This is a genomic window from Pseudomonas sp. RP-B7 (assembly GCF_059803535.1).
The window spans coordinates 1-25,847 of the sequence record NZ_JAPFHC010000047.1; the positions used below are offsets into that span (position 1 = coordinate 1).

The 25,847-nt window shown below is 59.3% G+C and carries 33 protein-coding genes and 1 pseudogene; 1 reads left to right on the forward strand and 33 read right to left on the reverse strand.

The genetic code is table 11. The features are described from left to right. Positions 1-372 (reverse strand): annotated as a pseudogene (locus OPU96_RS27225) (phage late control D family protein); the annotation flags it as partial. Between the two features lie 125 nt (positions 373-497). On the opposite strand from OPU96_RS27225, the gene OPU96_RS27230 reads away from it, so the two are divergent. Next, positions 498-869 (forward strand): hypothetical protein, encoded by a 372-nt coding sequence (locus tag OPU96_RS27230; RefSeq protein WP_498560041.1) that lies wholly within the window; start codon positions 498-500, stop codon positions 867-869. Between the two features lies 1 nt (position 870). On the opposite strand, the gene OPU96_RS27235 is transcribed toward OPU96_RS27230, so the two are convergent. From OPU96_RS27235 to OPU96_RS27390, 32 genes are all read right to left on the reverse strand, one after another. Then, positions 871-1,077: a tail protein X gene (locus OPU96_RS27235; RefSeq protein WP_498560042.1), complete on the reverse strand. Its 207-nt coding sequence runs from the start codon at positions 1,075-1,077 to the stop codon at positions 871-873. Beyond that, positions 1,052-1,897: a phage tail protein gene (locus OPU96_RS27240; RefSeq protein ID WP_498560043.1), complete on the reverse strand. Its 846-nt coding sequence runs from the start codon at positions 1,895-1,897 to the stop codon at positions 1,052-1,054. The genes OPU96_RS27235 and OPU96_RS27240 overlap by 26 nt, the downstream gene beginning before the upstream one ends. Before the next feature lie 8 nt (positions 1,898-1,905). Further along, positions 1,906-4,416, reverse strand: coding sequence for a phage tail tape measure protein (locus OPU96_RS27245; protein ID WP_498560044.1), 2,511 nt, complete (start codon positions 4,414-4,416; stop codon positions 1,906-1,908). 148 nt (positions 4,417-4,564) lie between these two features. Next, positions 4,565-4,876, reverse strand: coding sequence for a phage tail assembly protein (locus OPU96_RS27250; RefSeq protein ID WP_498560045.1), 312 nt, complete (start codon positions 4,874-4,876; stop codon positions 4,565-4,567). Between the two features lie 11 nt (positions 4,877-4,887). Further along, a complete protein-coding gene (locus OPU96_RS27255) occupies positions 4,888-5,391 on the reverse strand; it encodes a phage major tail tube protein (protein ID WP_498560046.1) in 504 nt (167 codons plus the stop codon). A 12-nt stretch (positions 5,392-5,403) separates the two neighbouring features. After that, positions 5,404-6,570, reverse strand: a complete 1,167-nt coding sequence (locus OPU96_RS27260; RefSeq protein WP_498560047.1) for a phage tail sheath subtilisin-like domain-containing protein — start codon at positions 6,568-6,570, stop codon at positions 5,404-5,406. Between the two features lie 104 nt (positions 6,571-6,674). Then, positions 6,675-7,259 carry a phage tail assembly chaperone gene (locus tag OPU96_RS27265; protein WP_498560048.1) on the reverse strand — a complete coding sequence of 195 codons (585 nt, stop codon included), beginning with the start codon at positions 7,257-7,259 and terminating at the stop codon, positions 6,675-6,677. 8 nt (positions 7,260-7,267) lie between these two features. Further along, on the reverse strand, positions 7,268-9,175 hold the full coding sequence (locus OPU96_RS27270; protein ID WP_498560049.1) for a phage tail-collar fiber domain-containing protein: 1,908 nt from the start codon (positions 9,173-9,175) through the stop codon (positions 7,268-7,270). Next, positions 9,172-9,777 (reverse strand): phage tail protein I, encoded by a 606-nt coding sequence (locus tag OPU96_RS27275; RefSeq protein WP_498560050.1) that lies wholly within the window; start codon positions 9,775-9,777, stop codon positions 9,172-9,174. The genes OPU96_RS27270 and OPU96_RS27275 overlap by 4 nt, the downstream gene beginning before the upstream one ends. Before the next feature lies 1 nt (position 9,778). Beyond that, a complete protein-coding gene (locus OPU96_RS27280) occupies positions 9,779-10,660 on the reverse strand; it encodes a baseplate J/gp47 family protein (RefSeq protein ID WP_498560051.1) in 882 nt (293 codons plus the stop codon). Then, entirely contained in the window at positions 10,657-10,983 is a 327-nt protein-coding gene (locus tag OPU96_RS27285; RefSeq protein WP_498560052.1) for a GPW/gp25 family protein, read from the reverse strand. The genes OPU96_RS27280 and OPU96_RS27285 overlap by 4 nt, the downstream gene beginning before the upstream one ends. 5 nt (positions 10,984-10,988) lie before the next feature. After that, positions 10,989-11,201, reverse strand: a complete 213-nt coding sequence (locus OPU96_RS27290) for a hypothetical protein (RefSeq protein ID WP_498560053.1) — start codon at positions 11,199-11,201, stop codon at positions 10,989-10,991. Positions 11,202-11,254: 53 nt separating this feature from the next. Beyond that, entirely contained in the window at positions 11,255-11,812 is a 558-nt protein-coding gene (locus OPU96_RS27295; RefSeq protein ID WP_498560054.1) for a phage baseplate assembly protein V, read from the reverse strand. Next, positions 11,809-12,324 carry a hypothetical protein gene (locus tag OPU96_RS27300; RefSeq protein ID WP_498560055.1) on the reverse strand — a complete coding sequence of 172 codons (516 nt, stop codon included), beginning with the start codon at positions 12,322-12,324 and terminating at the stop codon, positions 11,809-11,811. The genes OPU96_RS27295 and OPU96_RS27300 overlap by 4 nt, the downstream gene beginning before the upstream one ends. Then, positions 12,299-12,679 carry a head-tail joining protein gene (locus OPU96_RS27305; RefSeq protein ID WP_498560056.1) on the reverse strand — a complete coding sequence of 127 codons (381 nt, stop codon included), beginning with the start codon at positions 12,677-12,679 and terminating at the stop codon, positions 12,299-12,301. The genes OPU96_RS27300 and OPU96_RS27305 overlap by 26 nt, the downstream gene beginning before the upstream one ends. After that, positions 12,679-12,993, reverse strand: a complete 315-nt coding sequence (locus OPU96_RS27310) for a hypothetical protein (RefSeq protein ID WP_498560057.1) — start codon at positions 12,991-12,993, stop codon at positions 12,679-12,681. The genes OPU96_RS27305 and OPU96_RS27310 overlap by 1 nt, the downstream gene beginning before the upstream one ends. Before the next feature lie 68 nt (positions 12,994-13,061). Beyond that, complete coding sequence (locus tag OPU96_RS27315; protein ID WP_498560094.1) at positions 13,062-15,104, reverse strand: ClpP-like prohead protease/major capsid protein fusion protein; 2,043 nt, start codon at positions 15,102-15,104, stop codon at positions 13,062-13,064. Between the two features lie 16 nt (positions 15,105-15,120). Further along, complete coding sequence (locus tag OPU96_RS27320) at positions 15,121-16,647, reverse strand: phage portal protein (protein WP_498560058.1); 1,527 nt, start codon at positions 16,645-16,647, stop codon at positions 15,121-15,123. Next, positions 16,644-16,856 carry a DUF6148 family protein gene (locus OPU96_RS27325; protein ID WP_498560059.1) on the reverse strand — a complete coding sequence of 71 codons (213 nt, stop codon included), beginning with the start codon at positions 16,854-16,856 and terminating at the stop codon, positions 16,644-16,646. The genes OPU96_RS27320 and OPU96_RS27325 overlap by 4 nt, the downstream gene beginning before the upstream one ends. Continuing rightward, positions 16,847-18,883, reverse strand: a complete 2,037-nt coding sequence (locus OPU96_RS27330) for a phage terminase large subunit family protein (RefSeq protein WP_498560060.1) — start codon at positions 18,881-18,883, stop codon at positions 16,847-16,849. Before OPU96_RS27330 ends, OPU96_RS27325 begins: the two co-directional genes overlap by 10 nt. Continuing rightward, complete coding sequence (locus OPU96_RS27335) at positions 18,846-19,397, reverse strand: terminase small subunit (RefSeq protein ID WP_498560061.1); 552 nt, start codon at positions 19,395-19,397, stop codon at positions 18,846-18,848. Before OPU96_RS27335 ends, OPU96_RS27330 begins: the two co-directional genes overlap by 38 nt. A 195-nt stretch (positions 19,398-19,592) precedes the next feature. Further along, the gene (locus OPU96_RS27340; protein ID WP_498560062.1) at positions 19,593-20,330 is read right to left on the reverse strand and encodes a hypothetical protein; all 738 of its coding nucleotides are present in this window, start codon (positions 20,328-20,330) and stop codon (positions 19,593-19,595) included. 259 nt (positions 20,331-20,589) lie between these two features. Further along, complete coding sequence (locus tag OPU96_RS27345; RefSeq protein WP_498560063.1) at positions 20,590-20,931, reverse strand: hypothetical protein; 342 nt, start codon at positions 20,929-20,931, stop codon at positions 20,590-20,592. Beyond that, entirely contained in the window at positions 20,928-21,059 is a 132-nt protein-coding gene (locus OPU96_RS27350) for a hypothetical protein (RefSeq protein WP_498560064.1), read from the reverse strand. Before OPU96_RS27350 ends, OPU96_RS27345 begins: the two co-directional genes overlap by 4 nt. Next, positions 21,056-21,415, reverse strand: coding sequence for a phage holin, lambda family (locus OPU96_RS27355; RefSeq protein ID WP_498560065.1), 360 nt, complete (start codon positions 21,413-21,415; stop codon positions 21,056-21,058). Before OPU96_RS27355 ends, OPU96_RS27350 begins: the two co-directional genes overlap by 4 nt. 189 nt (positions 21,416-21,604) lie before the next feature. Then, the gene (locus OPU96_RS27360; protein ID WP_498560066.1) at positions 21,605-22,051 is read right to left on the reverse strand and encodes a hypothetical protein; all 447 of its coding nucleotides are present in this window, start codon (positions 22,049-22,051) and stop codon (positions 21,605-21,607) included. A 40-nt stretch (positions 22,052-22,091) separates the two neighbouring features. Next, positions 22,092-23,360, reverse strand: coding sequence for a tyrosine-type recombinase/integrase (locus tag OPU96_RS27365; RefSeq protein WP_498560067.1), 1,269 nt, complete (start codon positions 23,358-23,360; stop codon positions 22,092-22,094). A gap of 146 nt (positions 23,361-23,506) precedes the next feature. Next, the gene (locus OPU96_RS27370; protein ID WP_498560068.1) at positions 23,507-23,746 is read right to left on the reverse strand and encodes a hypothetical protein; all 240 of its coding nucleotides are present in this window, start codon (positions 23,744-23,746) and stop codon (positions 23,507-23,509) included. Next, the gene (locus tag OPU96_RS27375) at positions 23,743-24,024 is read right to left on the reverse strand and encodes a hypothetical protein (RefSeq protein ID WP_498560069.1); all 282 of its coding nucleotides are present in this window, start codon (positions 24,022-24,024) and stop codon (positions 23,743-23,745) included. The genes OPU96_RS27370 and OPU96_RS27375 overlap by 4 nt, the downstream gene beginning before the upstream one ends. Beyond that, positions 24,024-24,434, reverse strand: coding sequence for a hypothetical protein (locus OPU96_RS27380; RefSeq protein WP_498560070.1), 411 nt, complete (start codon positions 24,432-24,434; stop codon positions 24,024-24,026). The genes OPU96_RS27375 and OPU96_RS27380 overlap by 1 nt, the downstream gene beginning before the upstream one ends. Positions 24,435-24,653: 219 nt before the next feature. After that, positions 24,654-24,965: a hypothetical protein gene (locus tag OPU96_RS27385; protein WP_498560071.1), complete on the reverse strand. Its 312-nt coding sequence runs from the start codon at positions 24,963-24,965 to the stop codon at positions 24,654-24,656. A gap of 167 nt (positions 24,966-25,132) precedes the next feature. Beyond that, positions 25,133-25,723 (reverse strand): hypothetical protein, encoded by a 591-nt coding sequence (locus tag OPU96_RS27390; protein ID WP_498560072.1) that lies wholly within the window; start codon positions 25,721-25,723, stop codon positions 25,133-25,135. Positions 25,724-25,847 lie beyond the last annotated feature (124 nt).

Consider the following 25,847-nt stretch of genomic DNA (forward strand, 5'->3'; position numbering starts at 1 on the left):
CGCCGCAATATCCGCAACGATTTTCGACAGCGGCGCGTCTTCCCAGCTGCCGCTGCGGATGGATTTGCCGGTGCCGCGCATGTCGCTGGCCTTGCCACGGATAACGATAGTGTCCGGCGGGCCTGACACTTCGATCTCATCGACCACATAGCGCCCAAGGCGCACCAGGGAGGTTTCGGCATAGCCCAGGTAGACCTCGATCCCGGCGCCGCGCTTGGGCAGCGTCACCAGGCCGTCACGGTCATCAATGCGCAACTCAAACTCGTCCGACTCCATGCCGGGCTTGTCCGTGGTGCGCAGCAGCAAAAGCCGATCGTTAATCAGTGACGTGATGTCGGAACCGTTCGCAACGATTCTAAATTGGGGGGTCATAGGCATTGGCCAAGAGAGCGCGCCAGGCGCAATTGAGGGGGAGGCGTTACGCGTAACGCCGAATAGACTCGGTACTCAACCGCCCATAGAATCCCGGCCCTCAACTTCAGCCAGTAAGGATTCCCATGAAACGGATGTTTATCGCCGCACTGCTCGCCGGCACCGCGCTTTCCAGCCAGGCCGCAGAGCCGACGCGAAGCGACGCAAAAGACTTCATTACTCGTTTGGATGCAGCGGTAGAGCGCGGGAACGCGCAGATCCGCAGCGGCAAAGCCGACCCGGTTGAACGCCGCAAACAGGCCCAGGCCTTGGCCAGCCTTGAGAATGAGGGCGGAAAGTTCGGGGTTTTGTTTACCCCGTTCCACAAGTGCAACGAGGCCGGCATAAGCGCCGCTTCAGCGTGGCAAGGCCTGATAGGCCTCAACACTCGTCAGTTTGAAAACGGCGTAGACAGCTACGAAAAAGAACGCCAGGAATGCCTGGATGCCGTGAACTGACTCAATCCCACAGAGCCACTTGCTCATCCACAGGGCCTGGCAGATCCGGCAGAACGATCACCACACCCGTGCGGTAAGGTTGTTCCTCATCCGCCAGGCCCTGATTGGCCGCCAGCACCGCCTCAACGGTGCCCACCAGATGGCCATAGAAGTTATGGCAAATGGTGTCCAGCAGATCCCCGTCAGATGTTCTGCATGTCGTCGCCATAGCGCACAAACTCCAAGTTAAACGCCTGCTTGCGGGGGATACCGCCCTGCATCAGGGCGCTTTGATCCTCGTCAATGGTCTTGAGGCACCACGTGCCCAGGACAAAGCCATACCCCGTGGTCAGGGTCAGCGGTTTGAGCTGGGAGCCAATCGAACGCAGCGCGTTGAGCTGCCCCAACCCCCCCCGGAAGCCGGTGAAAATATCGCCCTTCAGCGTGATTTTCTCGTCACCCATGCCCACGGCCTGCTGAGCGGGCCGCCGTGTTAACCGCTCCTGGGAAGCCCAGCGGTATTCGGTCGAGCGCCGCAACGAATCGAAGGCCGCCGTATCAAGGTTGAAGTAATACGGCTGGGCCTTCGGGTCCAGCGGCTGAAGAATCAGCAGATGCGGGAACGGCTTGACCGCCTCTTTCGCCGGCGTTGCGTCCGTGGCAAATGCACCGGTGGGAATGATGTTTGCCAATGACGGATCAATCATGCCGGCGATCTTGTTAATCGTTCGTGCTGCTCGCCCGGCCTGCTCTTTCAAAACACCCATGCGCTCATCAACGTTCGACAGCGCCCGAGTGGCCCGGTTGTAGGTCGCGATCACCTGGCCCACCTTGGCCTGAGCCGTGGAGATACCGCGCATAACCCGCTGCAGCTTCGCCCCCACCGCCGGGCCAATAAACGGCAGATCCTCCAGGGCATCAGCAGCCCCGGTGATTTCACTGATCGCACCATTTACCGGCCCTATCACCCCGTCGATACTGCGCCGACCTTCTTCACCGGCCGTGGCCAGGAACTTCAGGCCAGACTGTAGCTGTACCAGTGCTTCCATATTCCCCCCTAGATATGCGGCGCGTCGTAGAGCTTGCGGTTTTCCAACTGCTGGGCGATGTCGCGTTGCTGCTGTTCCATCAACGGCCGCAACTGGGCCACAAGCTCGGCCGGGTCTTTCACATCGCCTTGCACCGTCACTGTGAGCGGCGCGTGAACATCAATCTTGGCCTCAATCTTCGCCGGCTGAACCTTCGCCACCACCGCCGCCGCCAGAGGCGCCGCAAGTGGCCCCACAGCCGCCTCCGCACTGGCTGGTGGGAGCATCATGGATCGCGCGGCATCGCCCGGATTGACGGCGCCAGGCGCTGCCGACAACACCCCTTGGCCTGGGTTGACCATCATGAGCGGGCCTGTACGCGCCGGCTCAAACGACTTGGCAATGTCGCCCAGCACCGGCGGTATGTCCTTGCCGGCATCCCTCATCATCAGCGGCCCCGCCACCGGCATGACCTTGCTGGACTCGTCGGTGCCAAACATGGACTTGCCAACGGCGCCGCCGAGCGCGTCACCGCCCATGCTGCCCAGCCAGCCGCCAATCAAGCCACCCACAATCGTGCCGATCACCGGAACAGCCGAACCAATGGCCGCACCCGCAGCCGCGCCGGCGAGCGTGCCGGCAAAGCTGCCAGCGGCCGCGCCGTAGCCCTCGGCCTTTTCGTCCTGAGTCTCGGCGTTGTCGTAGGTGTCTTTTGCCTTAAACCCGGCATCAATCAACGCCAACACCGCCGGGCCCTTGAGGCTCACACCCAGCCCGCGCCCAGGGCTTCGACCGCCCCGGCCACCGCCCTTGCCTTTGCCTTTCCCGCCCTTTTCGTCTTTTACGCCCGTGTCATCGAGGTCACCCAAACCGCCGCCACCAGCCCCGCCCATGGGCATATTCGTCACTATGACTTTTTGCGGGATGTTCGGGTTACCCATCAGGGTGCCCCGCCCAAGGTTGGCCAACCCCTTGGCAATCTTGAAACCGCTCATGGCGGTCTGAAAGGCGATCACGGCCGCGACCGCTGCGCCGATACCCATGACAACCCGGGGCGACTCGTCAGACAACTTGGCAAGCCCCTGGGAGACATAGGCCAAGCCATCCGCCACTTTGTCCGTGACCGGCCGGAGGGCGTCACCGATGGCGCGCATCGCGTCATCCATGCCCTGGGCCATTTCAGCCCACTTTTGCGCCGACGCTTGACGCCGCTCTTCAAGGTTCTTATCCAAGATCCCCGTGGCGGACGCCGAGTCTTTCTTGAGCTGGGCATACAGCTCTTTGTTCTGCATAAACGCCGTCAAAGCGCCTTTTACCTGCATATCTGCGAACAAGTCGCCAGTCCGTAATGCCTGCTCCAGGGAGGCAATCATGGCCTTGGCTTTTTGGGGGTCAGCTTCCTTGCTGATTTTGGCCGTGGCAGCCGCCATGGCAGCGGCCTTTTTCGGGTCCGTGGCGGCGATGTATTTTTGTGCCAACTCAAAGCTGGATTCCAGGGTGGACTTGCCGTTCTGCAACCCGGTGTTCATCGACCCTTGATAGTCAATCCCCGCGTCCTTGTAGGCCTTGACTGTATCCCCGGAACCGATTTTCTCCATCCAGTTCTTGAGGTTGTTGGCCGCCTCGTCGGCACCGCCGGCAGTTTTCATCTGCACTTGAAGCATCGAGCCCAGTTGCGTCACCGCATCCATGCCGGTAATGCCGATCTTGCCCATACCCGCCAGCAGCTCAGGGAACCAACGCGCCATGTCGGCCGCCTCAAAACTGCCCGCCTGGCCCTGATAGGCGATAGCCTCTAGCGCCTTCTGCATCACGGCCGGGTCGGAGATTTTGGCGTTCTGCCCGAGAGCGTTGATCATCCGCGCGGTTTCGCCGCCGTCAGATCCCTGGCCAATGGCAAACTTGGCCGCGACCGGCGCGTATGACATGGCTTTATCAAGCTCCATGCCGGCCCCTACCAGGGCGTTAACGACCTCGGCCACCTGATTGCGCGCCATGCCGGTATCACGCGAAGTGCCGATGATCGTTTTCGACATCTGCGCCTCTTCAGGCGTGTTGGCAATGTTCGCCTTGATCGCAATGTCTCGGATGATCGCGCCAAAGTCAGCACTGACCTTTGTCGGAATGGCCATTGACGCGGTGGCTGCCGCAGCCTGGCCAATGCTGCTTTTCAGCTTCTGCTTGCCGGCATCAATCTGCATATGACCCTTGGCCTTAAGCTCGGCTTTCGCCGCCTCACGACCCATTGCGCCATAGGCCTTGGTCAGGTTGCGCACTTCAACGCCCTGCTTACGCAGCCCCTCCAGATTGTTCTCCAGCTTTCGCTGAAGCGCAGCGGCCCCCTTGTCGCCGGCCATGTGCGCTTTGCGCCATTCATCGCGCAAGCGCATGGTTTCGCCAATGGTTTTTTCCAGCACCCGCGCCTTAGCGCCTTGTTCCTCCAGCTTCTTGATTTTGTTGCTGACGTCCTTGAACGCCGCGCCCACCGTCGAGCTGACGGCGCCGCCGATCACCAGGCCGAGAGCCAGTTTGTTTGCCATGTGCGCGCCCTATACGTCGGGAAGATCAGCGGCGGCTCATTCCGTGAGCCACCACACCATCACGTTAAAGGGCATGGCCAGGATCTCGGCAGACGAAAAACCCGTCTCTTTTGCCAAGCGCTTGGCCAGCACCTTAAGCGTGCCCTCGTTACACGTCGTCTTCTTCAACCAGGCGAAAATAGCCCGCCTGAAGGCGCATGTAGTCCTTGTATTTGAGGCTCATGAGTTCTTCCTCGGTAGACATGAGCAAGCTGCAAAACAGGTTCAGCTCCACCTTTTCATGATCACCATTGCCGGCCATTTTGGCGGCCATCACATCCTTGACGCTGGGCGCGCGCATCATGAGCTTGTCGGTCACAACCCCATTGAGGTTGGCCTTGTGCTTGAGCGTTACGGTAACGCCATCGTCACTCAGGACCAGCCAGGCAGGGAGCGGTGCAGCGAGAGATACGTCGGTCATATCAATAATCCTTATTGGCCCAGGGCGGCACGGTCAGCGGCAAGTTGATCAACACCGTTGATTACTTGAACCATGTTCACCACATCGATCTCGTACATCACACGCCCGTCAATTTCGAGCTTGTAGTAGCTGACCGCCATTGCGTGTTTGATTTCGGACTTTTTACCCGCCTCCCAATCGCCCATATCGATCTCTTTGAGCGCCCCTCGCAAGGTCGCTTTTACCGGTTTTACTCGGCCTTTCTGGTCCCTGAAAGACGCGCGGAATACCACGTTGGCGGCGGTCCGATCCGACAGGCCGAGGAACTTCAGCGACTCTTTGCGAACACCGTTGGTGACCCACGAAGCTTCCATTTTCTCCAGGCCAATGGGCAGATCGACAGAGCCGCTCATGCCGCCCCCCCGGTACTCTTCGGTTTTTTCAGTGACCTTTGGCAGGGTCATGGTTGGCACATCGCCGGAAAAGCTCACGCCATCCATGAACATGACGCACTGGCTCAAAATTTCAGGAATCATTGCTCGGCCCCCTTAGGCTGCTTCAAGTACTTCGGTCAGCCACTCGTTGGTGACTTCGATCAGGAAATTCGGGTTTTCGGCCGGCGGTACATCGGTGAAGCGAATGCGCCAGAAAATTTTCCCCTGCTCAATCTGGGCGGCCGTGTTCCGCTCGGTGTCCGCGTAGACTTCGAAGTTGATCACCGCGCCAGCGTTCTTCTGGTCGGTCATAAACGCTTGAAGCCCTTCGGTCACGTCCGAGACATAGGTTTTCGTGATCGAGCGGTCTACAGCCCACTTGTGGCCCGCCTGAATCGCATCCATGAGGATGTCGCAGGTACGCACACGGGTAACGAACGACCACTTGGCATCGGCCGAACAGGTGCGGTTGCCCCACAGGCGGAAACCGCCGTCACGAATGATCGTGGTGATGTTCGCGTTATTGAGCAGGTTGGCCCGGCAGGTCTCATCGCCGTCCAGATACTCCACCGGCCGCGTGGTGCCCGTGATGCCGACAAACTCTTTGTTCGACGGCGACGCCCAGTAGCCGTACTCGGCATCGGTCCAGGCAAACAAGCCGGCGACCCAGGCGGAACCCGGGGCGTTCACCGTGGAGCTTTCGACGGTGTCCCAATACTGCACACCCGGGTCCACCAGATAGATGCGCTTACTGCCGAAGTTCAGCGCGTAGGCCATCGCGGCCTCGTCGGTGGTGTTAGGGCCATCGACAATGGCAATCGCCCGCAGCTTGCCGGCCAGGGCGTCCATGGCGGTGGCCACCGCCTGGGTAGCCGAGTGCCCCGGGGCAATCAACAACTTGGGCTGGGCGTTGTGTCGGCTCTTGCCGTCCAGCAGCGCCTGAAGCCCTGTGCGTTGCCCATCAGCCAGAACGCCACCAATGATGGCGGACGTTTGCAGCGCGGCGTCAGCGAGCTTGGGGACGCCAATGGCGACGATTACCGCCTTTGCTCGTACATAGATCGCCTGGCACGCCCGGGTGATCGCCGAATCGGCGCCGAACGCGGCAATGGCCTCGCGCTCGGTCGTGATCAACTTCAGCTCGCCCGCCTTTGCCGTACCGCCGCCCAAAACGCCGGGGGTGAAGGTGTCACACAGGCCAATGATCGAGGTCGACGGGAGCGAGATAGTGCGCGCGCCGGTGTCGATCAGAGAGGTGGTAATGCCGTGAAAGAAACTCATGGGACTCAATCTCCAGAAACGAAAAAGCCCCGCATAAGCGAGGCCGTAGGTTTGTTTGTGTTACGCGTAACGGAAAAGAAAACGCCCCGTCAGCGCGGGGCGTTTTACTCTGACTGGCCGGCAATCCATGCCGGCGCTACCGGCCTTTTCTCAGCGCTCGGAAAGTCAACCGTAGCCGGCCAATCCCGAAGCGCCTGCATGTAGGTCAGCAACTGGCGAAACTGCTCATCCGTCAACACGTGCGACACACCAAGCTCAGATTCGTCACGGTGGCGCTCGCGCAGCCACTTAACATTATCGATCTCGCTGTCACGCCATGCGCGTGCCGTGCTTTGCTCACGCCGATCTTGGGCCGTCTCGTCGAGCGACCATTGCCCATCTAGCCAGATGTAGTCGGCACCTGGGTAAGGCTTGGCGGTGAAGCCATAAGGTAACTCGCCCAATTCGTCATACTGGATGGCTGCCCCGTTTTCGATGCTGTAGATCAAGCCGCGATAATCAGCGACCAACTCCCAATCGGTACTGCCGCGAATAACGGATTGATTCGCCCCTGGCTCAGGCGGTTGATCACGATAGCCCCGAGCGGGAATGAGCCAGTTGCCCGGCTCCATCGGGTCAGGATCTGCATAACCGGAGCCAATGAACTCACCAGTCACGCCAGCATGATAGATAACCAGTTTGTCCGACATGTTGAACCTCAGTATTTAATGCAAACCAGTAAAGCGATGTTTTTCATCCGCGTTTCATTTGCGGTTCTGATCGATCCGCCCGTCAGCGCCACCGCGCCCAGTACCCGCCCCGAGACTTGGAGGGCTCCAGGCGCTCCAGCGCCAAGGAACTCGCCACCGCTGCCTGCTGACGAAGCGCCATAGGCGGAGTGAACAGTGTTGATATGGCCGTGATCCGGAAATGCGTCCATCTGGTCAGAACCAAATACTCGACTTGGATCGACACCGCTACCAAGGTCTGCAGCACGAACAACCTTCCCTCGAACATCCGGCACATTGAAGGTCGTGGAACCATCACCAGCGCCATAAGTCGTCCCAATACGTGCAAATAGCGCTGCATAGGTCGTCCGCGAAAGAGCAGCTCCATTGCAGATAACCCAGCCAACGGGCGGCGTCGGCATGGCAAAAGCCACAACCGCGCCTTCTATACCCATCACTATTTCAGCCCAGGACGGAGACCATGCGCCGGAGTTGCAGGCTCGGCGCCACAGGCGGCCGGTGATGTGCTCACCGAACCACTGCTGAACAACACCGCTATTCCACACCTCTTGACGCACCAGTGAGCCTTGCACAGTTACGCCTGGCGGAGCATTCAACGCACCCATTGACGTGCGATAGAGACCAGACGGCGCTACCGAATTGCTCAGGTTGTTATCAGGAAAATCGACCGCATTACCACCGACACCGTAGTCACCAGGCTTTAGCTTTTTTGCCAGTTCGTTGGCGATGGTTACCGCAAAGTTAGGATCGTTCCCCATCGCGGCTGCTAGTTCTGCAATATTATTCAGTGCATCAGGCGCAGCCCCGATAAGTGCCGCAAAGGCTGCCTCTACATATTCGGTATTAGCTGCCTGTTTGTTTTTGACCCCCACCGTCGGGGTTGGGACATTGACGATGCCGGTAAACGTCGGGCTGGCCAGGGGCGCCTTGAGTGCCAGGAAAGTATTCGTTTGGAGCTGCGTGTAAGCATCCTGAATCCCGTAGCCCCCTAAGGTCGTGGCCTTATCTGCCTTTGATCCTGGGGTAAAGTCATCAGCAGTCCACACCTGCTGGCCTCCCCAGTAAAGGCCACCCGTGGCCCCCATGGCCAATGCTTTGGCAATTACAGACTTCCAGTGAAATTGGATACGCGGAGCATAATCGAAGGCCTGGCTGCCGGCCCCAATCATTAGCGCTTCACGAATTTCAAGCGCACCGCCGGTGCCATTTCCCGTATCACCACCGAGCTTTCCAGCCGACAAACTTGGCCTTTGGTCAGAGGTGGCCCCCACAATCAAACCATTGGTAATGCCGTAATCCTGAAGGGTGCTCGGATTACTACCCGATACAACTATCCCTAGTTTATTGGTGGTGACCCTGGTGTAAGTTCCCGGTGTTTTGTTGGGCGGCAACACTGAAATAATGGACTGATCAACATAATCCCGGGTCGACAAAACCACCGACGGATCAATCTTCAGCTCAATATTCGCAGTGCTAGAGACGATCAGATTCATACGAATAATCTGAGTTCGGCCCGATCCCTGCGCCAGCAATGGCTTGAAGGTTGGCGCGCAGTTGGCAACAGCTACCAAATCGCCATCTTGGTCGTACAACCCCAACTCTCTGATCCAGAAGCCGCCAGCGGTCTCTGGGATAACCTGCTCTGCAATGATCACACTAGCGTTATTCGGATCAGGCTTAAGCTGATTCAAAGGCGCTCTGCGCAACTCGTTAACCAGCTTGGCTTGCGTCGCGCTCGGCACCGGGTCAGTATTGTTTGCATCACCCACAGCCATGGCCGTGAGCTTCCAGGCAACCCCCAGTGAGTTGGCGTTAGCCAGCTTGGCCGCCCCCACATTGGTGAGGATCGCCATAAATTGCGAGGTCTTATCAATCATGGGTATACGTCCAGGGTGTCAATGCTGTGTTCGCGCCCTACCACGCCGATGTAGCCGGTGACTTCAATGTCACGCTGCACAGGTGGATAGACGTCAAGTACGTCGCCTTCATAAACGGCAACACCGATATTTATGGCGCCTTGGGTCTCCAAGCTGATCGCAAGCCCTGTCATGGGCCGGGAAACGGGTTTGGCGTCGTCGATAAGCCGGGCAAGCTCCTGATACATCTCTTCGGAAATGCCGGTTTCCAGCACTCCGACCTTCAGCGCAAAGGTTCCCGGCACCCCCAGCGGCGTCGTTTGCCACCACTCAACGACCTCAATCAGGTAGCCAAGTGGCTCTACGACACGACGTAGCGCGCCAATCGTCCCTTTGTGCTTGTGGATGTAGTACGAGGCTTTAATAGCGGCGCGCTTGGTCGCCTCCGACCATCGATAATCCCAGCGGTCGACCGACCAGGCCCACGCCAGGTGCAGCAGCAAATGCGCCGGGCAGGTATCGGCGTTGTAGAGGGTGCGCAGCGGAACAATGGTTTTTTCGAAGAACGCCGCCTCTATGGCCCGTTCCAGTTGAGTGCTATTGCTGGGCAGAAGGCTTTTCATGTCACACCGCCGGCGTCACGCTGAAACCCGTGCAGTACGCGGCCTGGGCCAACGTCGGCGCCAAATCGTGCCAGCCGACCAACTCCACACGCGAAACGCCCGCTACATGCAGCTGTGCGTCCACAGCAGACCGCGCAACTTCAACACCAAGGCGTTTGGGGGGGTTGATCCAGGCGGCCAGGCGACTCTTGGCTTCGGCCAGGCTGGCATCACCTTCAGGGCCTGGGCTGCTCATGTGAAGGATTGCGTCAATGCGGTAAGGCAGAATCTGCGCGCCTTGCACGGTTACCCGATCACCAATTGGGCGCACATCCTCATCATTCAGCGCCGCCGCGACAGTGGCCAACAGCGCCGGCGTAGCCGACCCGTCACCCTCGGCACTCAGCACCGTTACGGTAACGCACGCCGGCGACGGGCTTTCCGCCGAGGCATCTCGGACCAGGCCCGACGCATTGCGCGCATGCAGCTTGTAGCTATTGCGCGGCCCCGCCGTGGTCAGCCCCTCGTAAGACAGCTGGATTCGCTCGCGGAACGAGTCATCATCCTCAAGCACTTCCTCAACAGGCGGAACTGCCAGCAGGTTCTCGGGCCGAATGACCAGGCGTGACAGATTGACGTTTGCGCCAAGTTCGTCGAGGTCACCGCGTATGGCATGGGCCAATAACAACGCCTTGCAGCCGTCATTAACCCGGGCTCGGTTGGAGAGCTTCATGTAAGCCGCAACCTCAAGCAATTTGGTCACCGGATCGCTTTCAAGGGCCGCCGTCCAGTTATCACCCATGCCGCCGCGAAACGCGGCCAGCCCTTCCTCGTAGGTTTCTTCAAAGTCCAGGGGCTCCAGCACCTCAGGCGCCGGCAACGCCGACAGATCCACGATGCTCATACACTGACCTCCAAGACAAAGCTGTCGCCCAGGTACTGGCCGGAAACGCTCAGGTTGATTTTTCCGTCCAGCAGAGAAAGCGCGGTGACGCGCTCCAGCTTAAAGCGCGGCTCAAAACGCCCCAGGGCCCGGGCTGCTTCAGCCTGAACCGAGCTTTTCCAGCCCGCGTTTATTGGCAAATCAACAAACAGGTGCAACTTGCTGCCGTATTCCGGCCGGTGCCGGCGACTGCCCAGGGGAGTACCCAAAATATCGGCTATGGACTGTCGCAAATGCTCAATGCCGGATATGGGTTGGCCAGTGTGGCGGTCCATTCCGATCATCTGGCTTAGCCCTCCTGGGCGGCGTATTCGGCACTGTTTTGCAGGAAGGCCACAGCCTCTTTGTCGGACTCCGGCACCACCACCACGCCCTTCGCCACCGGGTAGGTGCGGTCGGTTTCAGGCACAACCAGGGTGCGCGACGTGTACACCAGATCGCGGAACGTCAGCGCGGCCGGGGTTTGTTCTTCGGTTGCGGGTTTCTCGATGGTCTTGGCCATGATTTCTCCGGGCATGAAAAAGCCCGCGCGCGGCGGGCTGTGAGTGAATGGGGTTAATGCTTGTGGTTAGCGCTGTTGCCGCCGGCGTCCATAATCTTGCCTTGGCCGGTAATGTCTCCCGTGACCAGCAAAGGCCCGTCAACTTTGACCGCGCCTATCAGGCCGATGTCGCCAGCCGTTACCGTAACGGAAGAGTCCGCCACCACGACCGAGGTGCCACCAACCGAGATGTTTACTGTGCCACTGGGCACGGTGATCGTGTAGGACTTGGCCGCCCAGTCGTAGACCAGCGAGCCACCATCGTCAAAGCGCCAAACCTCTACATGATCGCGGTTATCAGGCGGCCCGCCGGCATTGCCATACAGCCCGGGAATAAACGTCCCCATGCCCGCCTGGCCGCTTGGATTGAACAACACCCCCTGCTCGCCCAGGCTGGGCGCCCGCCAGTGCCGCGCCTTGCCCGCTGCCAGGCTGTGCCAGCGCACCCAGGCGCTTGTCCATTCGCCATTGCTGACACGCACCGCAGGGGCCACCAGATCCACACCGACCACCGCGCAGGGCATCAGCATGGCGGCGATCATGCGGTCATGTTCCGCACTGGCATAGGTCACGGCGGGTCACCGGCCGGGAAAAAGTCTTCTCTCGGGTCATCATTGATCCCGAGCATCAGCGAGCCGGGCGGCTCATCGGGCCATGGCCACTGAAATTCACCCACTTCGAATGGCTGAACCCACTGCACCGACCACATTACAAATTGCTCAAGATTCTCCTGGGGGGCTTCTGGCTGGGCGTGAACCTGCTCCGGCGGGCCGGTGACAAAATCCAAACCGCCCCAAAACTGATCCTTCAGGATCGCCGCCAACTGAGACGCCAGGATAGCGGCCTGTAACGATGCCTTGGGGCGGTCGGCCTCAATCAAGATACAGGACTGAAAACGGCCTATCAGCGCCGTTTTCCCCTCCCCCCGATCAGTGCCCAAGGTCATGTCAGTAATGCCGTACAGCAGCGCCGGCGTTTGGACTTCGGCGTCCAGCTCGGGGAACTGCTCAACGTGCAACACCTTGGGCATACGCTCGCTGATAATGCGCGTTATCGCATCATGTAATGTCGTCAGTTCGCTCATTGGATACGCTCAACACCAGATCGACCATGCCAGAGCCATCAGGCTTCAGCCGAAAGACCTTGTAGCGACCGCCACCCAGCAAGGGCGGCAGATCGATGGTTAGGAAGTCACCCTTCTTGACGCCTTGCACGTCGACCACTCGCACAGTGAGGGTGGGTTCTAGAACCTCGTCTGCATTGATTGCCCCCCCGAGGCGTGCGGCGCCGGCCTTGCCGGCACCGATTTCGGCGCCGACAAAGGGGGAGGCGAAGGCGCCGAAGACGGTGCGACCATCTGCCAGCGTTGCCGGATCGCCCAGGCGCTCTACCGCTAAGGCGTCCATGCGATCAGCCAAGGCCCGAAAGCCACCAGCCATTACTGGATCAACAGGGCTTCAGCGAAGCCGCCAGACGCGTCAGTCAGCAGCTTGCCGAAGGGCACAGCATCCGCAGTACCATCAGCGACCAACGTACCGGCCAACACACTGACCTTGACGCCAGCTTTCAGCGCACCGGTTACCGGCAGCACCCAGGCTTCACCCAGCACGCCCGTAAAGGCCTGGCCTTTTACCGTGTCTTCCAGTGGGATCACCACTAAGGCGTTGATCGCCACCGGCACGCCGGCTTTGGTGCCGCCAGTAGGCGACACAAACGTGCAGGACCGGCCGGCACCCGAATAATTCTTAGACATCGCTCAATTCTCCAGAACGCAAAAACAACTAACCCCGCACTAGGCGGGGTTATCAGGGACAGCGGGGTTTACTTGCCAGCGGCGCTGTACAGGCCACGGAAGTCGGCAGGCGCAACGCCTGCGTCGATACGCACCTTGCTAGCCACGCCGTCGACGCTGAAGCCGTTTTGCTGCTCCACATACGGCGTATCAATACCGTTGAGGTAAGCCACTTCAATGGTGTCGCTGCCTTGCTTGGCAGCCATATACCAGGCCGTTGCCGACGCATCATCAAGACGCGGCTCACCGATCACTTTGGCAAAGCCGCGGATCGGGTTGATGATGCCAGAGTTAGCATCAGCGCCCGATACAGAGGCCGAGTTGATGATTTGGTTGGCCTTGTCTTCCAGGGCGACCGGGGTCAGCACGTAAGCAGGGCGAATGTTCAAGGTGCGAGGCTTGCCACCTTCAACCTGGGTTTTTTGCGAGGCCATTGCAGTCTTACCAGCGATCAAGCTGGCAATGGACAGCTCAGACGCCGGACCGGCCGCGTTGTTTTTGCGCGAAGCATCAAACAACGACTTACCGTCACGCATCTTCGGCGGGCTGGTCAGTACCGCATAAACCAAATCGCCGATAGTCGCACGCGCTGCCTGGCCCATCTTGTAAGGCACGTCACTCAACAACGACAGGTCATCGTTGATGATCGCCTGGCGGGTGATCGAAAACAGCTCGCCGTAGGTGGCCAGCGTGATCGGCTCGCCGCGATCACTCAGGGTAATGTGTTTGTACTCGGCGCCCGGGCGCACTTCGCGCAAGCTCGGGAACTCGCCCAAGCCAACCCGCGAAGAGGTTTTGAAGTCGCTCAACTGGCCTTTTTTGGTCCAGAGCTGAAACGTCTCCGGGGCTTCTTCCCAGCCGGTCAAAACCGACTTTCCGGCAATATCCAACAGGATTTGCCCGAAGTCGCTGGAGCTGTGAGTGAAGGCCAGACCGACCATCTGCATCGGATTGAGCGTGGCCACCAGAATGCCGCGCTCGGTCAGGGAAGCACGTGCCAGCTCGTTCAGGCGCATGTGATTCAGGCCATTGCTGGCCTCGATTGCGGTGATGCCGATCCTCGCCTCCAGGGAAGCACGCACCGAATCGCCAACCAGATTGCCGTTGGAGATATGGCCGTGCAGACCCGGGACATTGGACGGCGTGGTCTGCTCACCCAACTTAGCCAACAGTTGCGCCCGGGCACTTTCAACAGTGCAGCCCATGTCAGATACGCAAGCCTGCAAAAGCTCAGGATGGGCAGTCGCAAAGCTGCCGAAAGCGGCAGCGATACCGGTACGGCGCACGCCTTCCTCGGCAATGACCTGGGCGCGAATCTGATCAGCTGACAAGGAATTTACCGGAGCCGGTGCGGGCGCTGGAGCTGGAGCTGGAGCCGGGGCAGGCACTTGGTTACGCGGGTTCATCAGACTGTTAAAAGCTTCTGGCGGCATGTGTTCAAACTCCTGCATGCGTTTCGATTTGAGTTGTGCGGCAGCTACCAGCGGATCAATCAACTGATCAGCGAAGCCGGCTGCCACCGCCTCGCTGCCATCCATCCATGTTTCATCCTTCAACAGCGCGTGGATTTCTTCCGCGCTCTTGCCGGTCTTGCTGACGTAGGCCTGCACCAACGTTCCTTCAACCTTGTCGAGTAGGTCGGCATAGCGGCGCATATCGTCCGCGTCACCGCCCTGCGCGCCCCAGGGTTTGTGGATCATCATCATGGCGTTAGTCGGCATATACACCTTGTCGCCCGCCATCGCGATCACGCTGGCCATAGAAGCCGCCAGACCGTCGATGTACACATCTACGCGGGCCGGGTGGGCCTTGAGCGTGTTGTAAATCGCCATGCCGGCGAACACATCGCCACCGGGCGAGTGAATGCGCAGATTGATTTGTGACACGTCACCGCAGGCGGCCAGATCCTGGGCGAACTGCTTGGCGGTGATACCCCACCCGCCGATCTCGTCATACAGCAGGATCTCGACACTACCGCGCGCCATGGCGCGCATTGAGTACCAACTCTCCACTGGCTGGTTTGCCGCCGTAATCACGGACGAAACCGACGACTGAACCGACGCCCTGGGCATCGTCAGCGGCGGCGCTTCACGCTTTCTCTTTTTCGCTTGATAGGTCTGCATTGACGGTCACTTTCCCGTAGAACTTGTGATAGGCGTCGGAGCTGAACACCAGCCCTTTCGCCCGGTTGCTTTCGATTTCCGCCTGACGCGAGCGCTTAAGTTCTTGCGGGTTTCGCCCACGCGCTCGGATCACTTCGGCCTCATCCGCAAAACCGCCCTGCACCAGCGCATCCCAGGCGGTCGCCTCATGCACCGGGTTAATCCAGGGCATCACCGGCCCCTGATAAACCGCGCCGTACACCGAATCCATGTTTACGTCGCCTGGCGGCACAAGTACGCCGCTGACCAACGCCATTTCGATAAAGGCCCGGTAAACCTTGCGCGACCAGTAGTCGATGAATTCGTGTTGCAGCAGGTCGTAACCCAGTTGCGACTCCACCAGTTCCTGACGCTGGGCCGAGTAAGTGCCCGTGTAACTGCGCGTCGCCGTGGAGTAGCCAATGCGCGTACCGGCCGCAACCGCTCGTAACTGACCGTTGCGGAAACTCTCCACAAACTGGCTGGGCCGGTTGCTTTCGATCATCCCCACGTCTTCGCCGGGCAGCAGCCCGTCAAACACCATGCCTGGGGCAATCGGAATACTTCGGGCACCAGTGGCCTGACCGTCCTTGCCGGCAGTCGTAGGCGCAACCACGTAGTCGTCGGTCGAGCCTTTTTTGATGAACATCGCAAGGGCTGCGCTGATACGGGCAGCAACGCGCTCGCTTTCTTCGTAGTCCTTGATGTCCGCCAAACGCGTCAACACGGCGTGCAACAGAGGCTGCCCCCTGTTCTGCCCAATTCGCTTGCGGTACGCGATGTGCAACATCCGATCAGCCGACACGAACTTGGTATCCACCGACATGCTGAAACCCAAGGCACTGCCGGGGTGACGCTTAAGCAGGTTGTAACCGGTGACCCGGCGCCAAGCGTCACGCGTGATGCCCTGGCAAATCCCTTTTGATTCGTCGTTGTAGCTCCAGGGCAGATAGTCCGGCTCCAGCAACTCCAGGGTGAAGGGCACTTTATGCAGGTGCTTGAAGTTGGCCACCTTGCCAAACAACAGCTGGGCCAGCGCTTCACCATCGCGCAGCCAAGTACGGCACACCAGGCGTTCCATTTGTGCCCGGGTTAACTCGCCCGACGTTTCGGGCCGCAACGACCACTCGGCCCACAGGTCTTTAATCTGCGCCGCGAACACCAGGTGAATATTGCCCGCGTGATCCAGGGGCAGCGGCTCCACCGCGATCCCTGCACCACCCACCACCCGCTCCTCCAGCCGGTCGAAAATCCCCGTCACCAGGTCGTGGTCTTCGTCCAGCTTTCGAGCCTGGCCGCGCAACGATTCCGCGTCGCGCTGCAACGAGCTGTCAGCGCTTCGCGTTTGTCGCTTCGCCTTGTGTGTGCGCGTGACCTCGGCAGCCTCAAACGCTTGGATTCCGCTACGGGCCGCCAGGCGCTTCAATCCCGCGCCAGGGCTAACCGCCGCAATGCAACGGTCGAGGAAGTTCAACGGAAGTCAGCCAGGGCATAACCCGGACTGCCTTGCGCGGCCGCACGCTGGGCGTTAACCCGGCGTTCCCATTCGCGTCGACCTGCTTGGATTTGCGGCAGTTCGGCCATGGTGTGGGTGCGGCCATTTAAAATGGTCGTTTTACCCAGCAGAATGGCGGCCTCTGCCTCCAGATACTTGTCCAGCATCTCCTGCGCGTTTATAGCCATCCGTTACTTTCCACGTTGTGCCAGTCGCCAGGGGCGTCGGCTTGAGTTGATGGTGGCTCAGGCCGCGCCGACTCAATCGGCGGCTCTGATTCTTCCGTTTCAGACACGGGTTCAACCGCGTCGGGAACCTCCCACGTCCCTGACTCGGGCACGTACTGGGCTTCCATTGCGAGCAGCTCCAAATCCAAACCGAACTTTTCTTGACTGATCCGCAACGCGGCCAGCGCGTACACAAAGCAGTCCAGCGCCTCGTTACGTTTCTTGCTGGCATCCCAACGCAGCACACGCCGACCCTTCGCCAAGATCCATTTCTTGGTTTCACTGGTCAGTTGCTTGAGTTCGTCGTCGTCACAGATCGCATCATCGGCCGGGAAGTGCACCAGCCCCGGCACCGGACGATTGCCGTCCGGCTGTAGTTTGAGGCGGTTGTAAATCACCTCTTTGGCGTTGTCGGTACCGACTTCGGTTAGGTAGGTCTTTGACTTTCGCTCTTTCTTGCGTGGGAAGCTGGCAATGGGCTTGCCGTAGGTACTAGCACCAAAAATCGGTACCACCCAATGTAAACCGTGCTTGCGACTCTGCGCCCTCACCGTTTCCGAGTGGTGACCACCGGAGTCCCAACACCAGCGCATCACGCCCATTCTTGTGCCGTCGGCGCGGGTGAACTGCCTGTGCAGCTCAAGCCCGACTTGGCGCAACAGCTCGGCGCTAGCAGGGTCACCCGTCAGCACTCGACGGTAGATCAACCACGCCTCTTCGCCCGCACCGAAGCCCCACACCCGAAGCTCATAACGATCATCTTGGGTATCGATGCCACCCATCAGCGCAACACATCGCGTAGGCACCGGAGCCGGGTAGACCTCGCGACGTTCGCGCAGCAACTCCCAATCGACCTTCTCGGTCAGATCCTCTTCCCAGGGTTCGCCCAACGTTGTGTTGACGAATGTTTTCAGCTTGCCCCTGTCCTTGCCGGCCTTCACTCGCTCATCGGCGATCTTCACCCAGGTGGTGAAGGTCGAATAAATGGTCCAGATATGAAACGTGAGGCGGCGCGGCGTGCGTATCGGCGCGTCATCAGCGCCGAACCACTCCATGCCGTCGCGCGTCCACACTCCAGTTTTTTCGCAGATGTAGCGACCCGCAGGGCCCGCCTCGACCATTTCGTAATGTTCGAAGGTGCAGCCGTTGCCGGACTCACACAGATACCAGGCCTTGTCGACCTCGCCCAACGCATCCTTGGACCACTTGAGCCCAAACGGATCATCCTTACCGCCCCACTTCAGCGTCTGCTCCGTGTGGCAATGCGGACAGCGGATATGGAACCGCAACAGGTAGGCCGATTCCTCGGCGGCCCGAGTAATCTGACAGCTACCGGCCAGCTTGGGCGTCGAGCCGCGAATGGACTTAGGAAAGGTCGCCCCTTCCAGCCGCTTGTCGCCCAGGAACGTCGGCGAGCCCTCGTTGTTAATGTCAGCGGCGAAGCTCGACAGCTCGTCGTAACCAACTTCATCCGGGCTCTTTTCCCGGTAGTTACCCGCCGCCGTACCACCCAACCACCACAAGACCTTCCGATTTTCGAAGGTTTTCTGGTCCTCGGTGTTGTCCTTGTGTTTCTTCCCGAACCAAGGCGCCATCGCCTTGATCACTGGCACATCGCGAATCATCGGGTCGACGTGCTTTTTCATGATGCCCTTGGCGTCGTCGTCCGTTGGGCTCCACATGCAGACGCTGCGTTTCTTGTGCTTGAGCTTGTAGGCGATGTTCGCCATCAGCATCTTGGTGTAACCGATCCGTGCCGACTTCGGAAGATTCAGCTCATGGATCAAGTCGTTGCCCATGGCATTCAGCAATGCCACTTGGAAAAACTCAGTCGTCCACTTGCCTTCGCCGTAAGACGACTCAGACGACATATAAAAATACTTGTCGGCCCATTCCACTGCTGTCATGGGCGGATCGACCTCAAGGTTTTTCAACCCACGCCGCACAGCCTCAACCAGGGACTTCATCCACGGTGGCGAGGTACTCATTCAAAAGCTCCGGTATACGATCAGCTAACCCAGCGGCCGCGTTACGCGTAACGGCGATTTCGCTTTCGATCGCCTCAAGGTGCCGCGCACTAATATCGGGGTGCTTGCGCTTTACGTTCTTGTGCACGGTGTTGAGGGTTGAGGACAGTTGCGCAGACAGACTTGCCAGCGCAAAAGTCATGAACGGAACCGGGGCAACCTCTTTCTCACCGATCCTATTTTTGCGGGCCTGGGCGTCGGCCTGCTCTTTTGTCAGGCGCAGCCGCTCGCAATCTATTTTGTAAGCAATGTGAGGATCACGCTCTTCACCGTCGGGTTGTTGCTTCCCAGCCTGATGCTGAAGGCGGTTATCTATCACCGACCGGACATCATAAAACGACTCTCGACCGATCTTAGCGACGGCGGGGACGTCCCATTTATCAAAGGCTTGCACTGAAATTCCGAGGCTGTCAGCCATGTTCTTCTTGTTCAGCCAGCCCGGCTGCCGCGTGATCGTGGTGATCTTCGAAGACATAACAACAACCAACCTCTAGAAAAGGGTCATACGTAGCGAATGGGCGGGGCCCGAATTACCCCCTTAGGGGGGTGGGGTCCGGGAGTACCTTTTGGACTTGTGCCAAGGGCCGCCTGTCAAGCGAAAAGAACGAAAAAGACGACGAAAACGCATCTTTTTTCGCGTTTTCCCCTGATTTCACGCGACCGAGGCACATCACCGCGCACTCCCCAGCGCCTGCTCCCAAGCGGCGGCAAACTCAGCCTCTCGATTGGCCTTCACGATGTTCTCGGCGATCTTGAAGAACGGGAAGATGGTGCGGTATCGCGGGGCCGAGTCACTGAAGATGAACACCGGCCGCACCGCGTCGCCCATACCCATGGACTTGCGCTCCCACACCCCCTGCGTGCCACCAACGTCGCCAGAGAAGAAGCGATGGGCATTACCCTTGCGGCGACTCTTGGCACTGCCACTGGCGTTGGCCTGATGGCCACGCTTCGACTCGGCAGCACCCAGGCCCGACAGGATCTTTAGCATCGTGCCGCGTGACACGTTGCCGTACTGGTTCATGAACGCCGCAGTAGGTACGGCAAACTGCCCGCTGCGCATAAGGCCGTGCGCAATCAACGACTTCTCAAAGCGCTTATGGGGCCTCAGGCCACCACTCACCGCCTGCTGTAGGTAGGCGTCAGCAGGCACACCAGATGCCCACGAATCTTTGAAATAGACCTGAGCCGCCCGCGTCTTGGTGGCCATCTTCACGAACAGGCTGTTAAGCGTGGTCGGGGTAGGCCTGTCCAGGCGCTTCTGCATCACCGTAATGGTGCCTTTCTTGACGCGCTGGGCCAGCCGCGTCGCGGTCAGGGCAATCACGAAAGGGAGGTGCTTTTTCTCCAGCTCCAACATGGCAGCCGTGACGGGGGCCGCATCTAACGCCAAGTCAATCTTGAACATGCGGCCCCCTATCGAATGATTGAGCCGGTTACGCATCCGGCGCCCGTGCTAACAGGCCGCATCGTGTGGGCACACTGTCCCGCTATCGGTGCCAGCAGCTACTGGCGCAATCCGGGCTCGATATTCTCTCGTCGCGCCATGCGTTCCCCGCCGGCGTGCCGGCTTTCTATCGAGGGGGATTACATCGTCTCTTACGGCCGAGAAGGCCCTGGGACTACTTCATGATGAGCGCCCTCATAAACCGGTCAACGCATGAAACTTAAATGCGGATATTCGCGCGAGTGGTCGAAAGATCCGAAAAGGCCGACAGCGCACCAGCAAGACCATCAAGATTGCTTGCGGTGATGTTGATAGCACCAATCGAAACAGTGGGCGGCAGATCAACAGTGCCAATTTCAGTTGCCACAGCAGTGAGCGACCCCGTTGGAGAGCAAGGGCTTGGCTTCGCCGGAAAATCCACCACAACGCTTTCGATATGCGGGAAAAATGCCTTGACCTCATCACCCACATACAAGGTGACAGACTTATCCAGCAGCTCCATACGCTCAGCATCGACGGAAACCGACGACTCATTGATAGGGGTCACTTTGTACTTATTCATTTCATCACCTCGTTATGCGTAACGGCCGGGGCCTGACAGGCTTCCGACGCTCGACAATCCACATGCCCCGTCAAGGCGTAAGCCAACAGGACCACTAACAACGTCACCAGCGGACGCGGAACACTCATCCCAAGTCCGCCTTTTTCTCAGCCCAACGCCTGCCGAACTGGCGAACCTGCTCAACGCCGAGGATTCCGACGAATCCCGCGACGGCGTAAGAGAGCCCGCCGCCCATGCCGAATTTCTCAGCACCGACACCGACCAGGAACACCAGCACACCGCCCAGTGACGCCTCAATAAGGCGTCGATCCCAGCGCGGTTCTTTGTCGTCGTAGAGGATTCGAAGGTAGCTCAGGCCGAAAGCCAACAAGCCGGCGAAGCCATGATCCTTGAGGGCTGCAATGACAATGACCCAGAAAGTCGGGTCTTTTTCTGGGGGCATGTTCGGCATCTCGATTTCTCCCGAATGACGGGGAATAGGCATAAAAAAACCCCCGACCTGTGAGGGCCGGGGGCTGAATGAACTGTGTCGCCATGAGCATCGTGGCCGGAACAACACCACAATGCAGCGAAAGATAGGGAAAGCTGCCAACCCTGTCAACACCTTTAGAGTAAATTAACACTAATCGTGTTAAATCCGCGCAATGTCAACCCTTGGATTTTTGCCTGCGCCTCACAGCTCCAGGGCTATCTCCGAGCGAGCCAGAAGACACCGCGACTCTCCCGCCCAAGTGCCGCCACAGCCCCGTGGCAGGGCCTTCTGGCAGTTTTTGCAGGTGCGGCCTTCAAGCTTTCCAAGCTGCTTTTCAAGCAACCGGTTGTCGTTTCTCAAGAGCGTCAAAAGGTACTCGGTTGCGGTATACGGAACCCCCTTAGAGCCCCGTCGCACGCGGCCTTCAGCCAACATAGCCTGTTCCGAAGGCCCCATTTTCAACTCCAACTCCACAACGCCGGCCGCTTTTTCGCGTTCACGCTGCTCTCTTTTGCGAACCGCCTCGGGACTCAGTTCGTTTTCGTCATCGCTGTGACCCGTCACAAGATCAATCAACGGGCCTTCGACGCGGTCGGTCGCCACATCCAGACCACCCACCACGAACGGAAACGTCGGCACCTCAGCCATCTTTTAAATCCTCTTATATGATTAATTTTGATTTGGGGCTCTAAGCCAGCCAGCCCGCCGGGTCCACGGCAGTGGGCTTAACGGCGCGTCTTGCTCCTGTCTTGTCCCGCAACGCGTCAAAACCCTGCGCGTTGAGCCATTCGTGCCAGCGCTCCAGGGCGTCGCGCTTAATGTCCTCGCCTCGATCCTGAAAGTAGGTCGCCTCTAAATCGGTCAGGGAGTGGTTGAGCAACAGCTTGACCACCAGGCTATCCACCCGGAACTTGGCCCAGCAGGTACGGGCCAGTTTGCGCAAGTCGTGGCTGGTCCATTCGCCGGCGCCGTAGCGGGTGAAGACGGAAAACGCTTGGCTACGCGACATAGGCCGGCCGGTGTGAGTGGTAGATGGGAACAGATAGGCCCCGTCATACCCCCGCGCCTTTTGGTTTTCTCGGTAACGGTCAAGGAAGGCAACGGCGGCACGTGTCAGCGGCAACAGATGGTCGCGCTTCGACTTGGTATCAACCCCGGGGATAAACCACTCCCCTTCCTGAAGGTGGACGTTCTTCCACTTGGCCAGGCGCGTTTCAGTGATCCGCGTGCCGTGGGTAAGCATCAGCACCATTAAGGCAATGCCAGCAGGATCAGCCGGGAATGCCTCAGCCCAATCAGCCAGCAGATCCACCACGGCGACATGACGAAGGCGCGCACCCTTGGGCCGGATCTTGACCTTGGTGAAGTTGCCGAAGGTCACGCCGGCCATAGGATTGACGGTTATTTTCTTAAGGACCAGGGCCCGCGCAAATACCACCTTTAGTACGTCCAGGGCCGACTTGACATAGCCCAGGCTGTATTCCTCCTGCATATGCCAAACCAAATGGCGGTCGAGCGTGTCGCGGTTGAGCTTACACAGCGCCAGTTCGTCCAGGGCAGGCAGCAACTGGCGATTGATTACCGACATTGAGGACGCGCGTCGATCCTTGGATAGCCCTCTATCAGCCTTCAGACGGTCGACGTACCAGCGCAGCACTTGGCCAACCGACTCCCAACCGTCCACCGTGGCCGCCGCTGCCGGATCAGCCATTAAGCGCGTCATCACCACCGGCACGCTCTCAAGCATCAATTTTGCCGGCACTTCGGGCCAGTTGGCCGCCTTCCTCCACTTGCCGCCCTTGTCATAGCGGATCAGGTACCAACTGCCTTTGCTTCGGTCGTTACGGTAACGAAAGCGCAACGGGTGCCGGGGGTCGTTCAACTCACCTATGGACAGGTCGGCCGCGTGCCGCTTAATAGACGAATCGGAGAGCGGGACGGTGAGGGTTTTAGCCATGGTGCGGGCCTCAATAGCGCGACGTGATGCAAGCACGCGCGTGTTGTCTTTTTTCAGGCAAAGCACGCCCGTGGTAGGGCCATGCCTCGTAAAAATAGGGTGTGGTGTACGTGGTACCGAACCGCTAACGCGTTGCGCGCTAGGCCTTATTGCGGCGATAACTTGCCGGTGAAGCGCTCGCGCCAGGTCAGGCGACGCGGCAGCCGTTCGCGGTCGCAAATCTCAACCACCTGAAAGGCGCAGCGGTCGAAGGTCGCTTCGCGCTGTTGCTTGAGCCAGCACGCCTCTTTCTGCGCCGCGATCAAATCCCGCGCCTCCAGCTCATGCACGTCAAACCCTTTACTTTCGACGTGCCAGCCATGGATAACCGCGACAAACCGGCTCACGCGCTCACCTCGGGCAAGCTGGAATGCCACCAGCGCGTGGCGTGTTCGGTTAAAGGCTTGGCGAACATCAGACAATGCACCCCTGGCACACCCCAGCCCCCGGCAAACTGGAAGCCGTCCAGATCCACCCGGGCGCCGATTCTTTCACGCTCGCCCACTTGCAGCTCCGCCGGCAGCGGACCGCGCACAACCTCTACATGGATCGCAAAGCCCAGGGCAGCACCCACGGCATAAGGATCACCCCCATGGAACCCAGCAAAAAGCGGATGAATGTCCATCATGTCCCCAGCGCTGTTTCAATGATTGTTTTGGCTTCGGCCAGACGGCGGCGGTAGGTGCGTAAACTGATACCCAGGGCCAACGCCTTTTCGAATTGGCCCATGCCGCGCGGGTCGTAATCGGCAATCCGGCGACGAAGGGCGACCAGCCACCAGGCGGCCCCACACTCCAAGCGCAGCACATCAGCGCGCATCGGATCATCAGCAAACATCCTCATAACTGCCGCCTCTACAACCACTTCCAGGCTGTCAGACGGCCCGCCAGAGGCACCGCCGCTGCCGCCAAAGATCAATTCGCCCTTATTGTCGATCAACTTGGCCAGCATCGTTTTGCCGGTGCCCCGCTGGGCGTCTGGTACAGACCAGCGCGCCCATAACTCCAGGGCGCCGGCTACATCGCGCTTTGCCATCCCCTACCCCTTTAGCCGCCGAATTCAGGCGCCACTTTGTAGCCGCTACGGTGGCCCTGCTTGCACGCCGGGAACTTGAGGCCACTGGTGCAGACCTGTATCCCTAATATGCAGTCAGACCGGACACACGCAGCACAACCCAGCGAGCGCAGTTCCTGAAATTCGACAATTTTGGCGGGGTCGCCATAGGCATAACCTGGCAACGCCTTACTGGCGAGCCTAGTCACGGGCCAGCCCCTTCAGGGCCGCACGGACCGAAGGGTTACGGGCCAGGCGTGACAAGATCAATTCGGAAAGAGCCTCCAGGGGCTCACGGACGTGACGGAAACCCGCCTGGCCATCCGTGACCATCACGTCACCCTGGCGAATGACCACCGCGCCCGAAGGACGGCTATACAGGTGCCATACCGCGCCGCCACGGGCGCGAACTTCCTGGGCCTCTTCCTCGGTCAGGCAGTGGGCAATAACCAAACCCTCTACTGGCGAAGGCTCGTCAGTGGGGGCCGCCGCGTCGCCCAAGAAACTGCGCAACGCCGCCACTCGGCGTAGTGCAAAGTCAGCGCTAGGCGTCGCCTGCGCATATGAAGCAAATTGACCTTTCCCCGAAGTTACAAGACGGTCAGCAATTTCTACTCGCTCGCTTGGTGAGCCGCCAGATAGCGCAATCAATAACAAGTAATTCCCCTCGCCCCGCCAATTCAGCGGCGGGCACGTTCGATTTTGTTGTTGCGCACAGTCTTCAAATATTCATGCAGGACCGCAGGCAAAGGCGCCCGCTTGTCCGCTACGGCCAGCTCTATGGCGGCCTCTACTTCTGCTACGGTCACATTCGTGGCACACCACCGCAGGAAAAGCCGGCGGGTCTGTACCTCACTGGTTAAATGCGGCGGGCAGTTCAAATCAGCAGCGAACCAGCTGGCCCACTGTTCTTCCGACTCAAACAAAACCGGCCCTGATGCAACCAAGGCCATTGGCGCGCTGGCCATCAACGCACCCAACTCACCGCACAACACCACTTGCAAACGGCCCTCATCGCGCGTCGCGCGCAATGCACCGGCCTTCTCGCAATAGGTCAAAAACTCACAGGCCTTCAATTCGTCGGCCTGCAAGCTTTCAATCACATCGGCCCAGGCAACGGCGGCCGGGTCATCACCAGCACTCGGCGCAGCCTCTCCGACCAGCTCCAGAAGCTTGACCAAGCGGCCAAAGCCGCCCATGCCAAAGCGCTGCTCAATCTTGCGCACAATCACCAGGCCAGAGAGCCCAGCAAGGTTAAGAAAAGCGCGCACGGCCTTCCCTCACAGCCCTAAGAAACGGCATGTAAACGCCATTGAAATCGACACGGCCGCCTGACTTTTCGTAGATGTTTATGGCCGCCTTGAATGACGGCACTCGCTCAAACCGAAGCCAGGA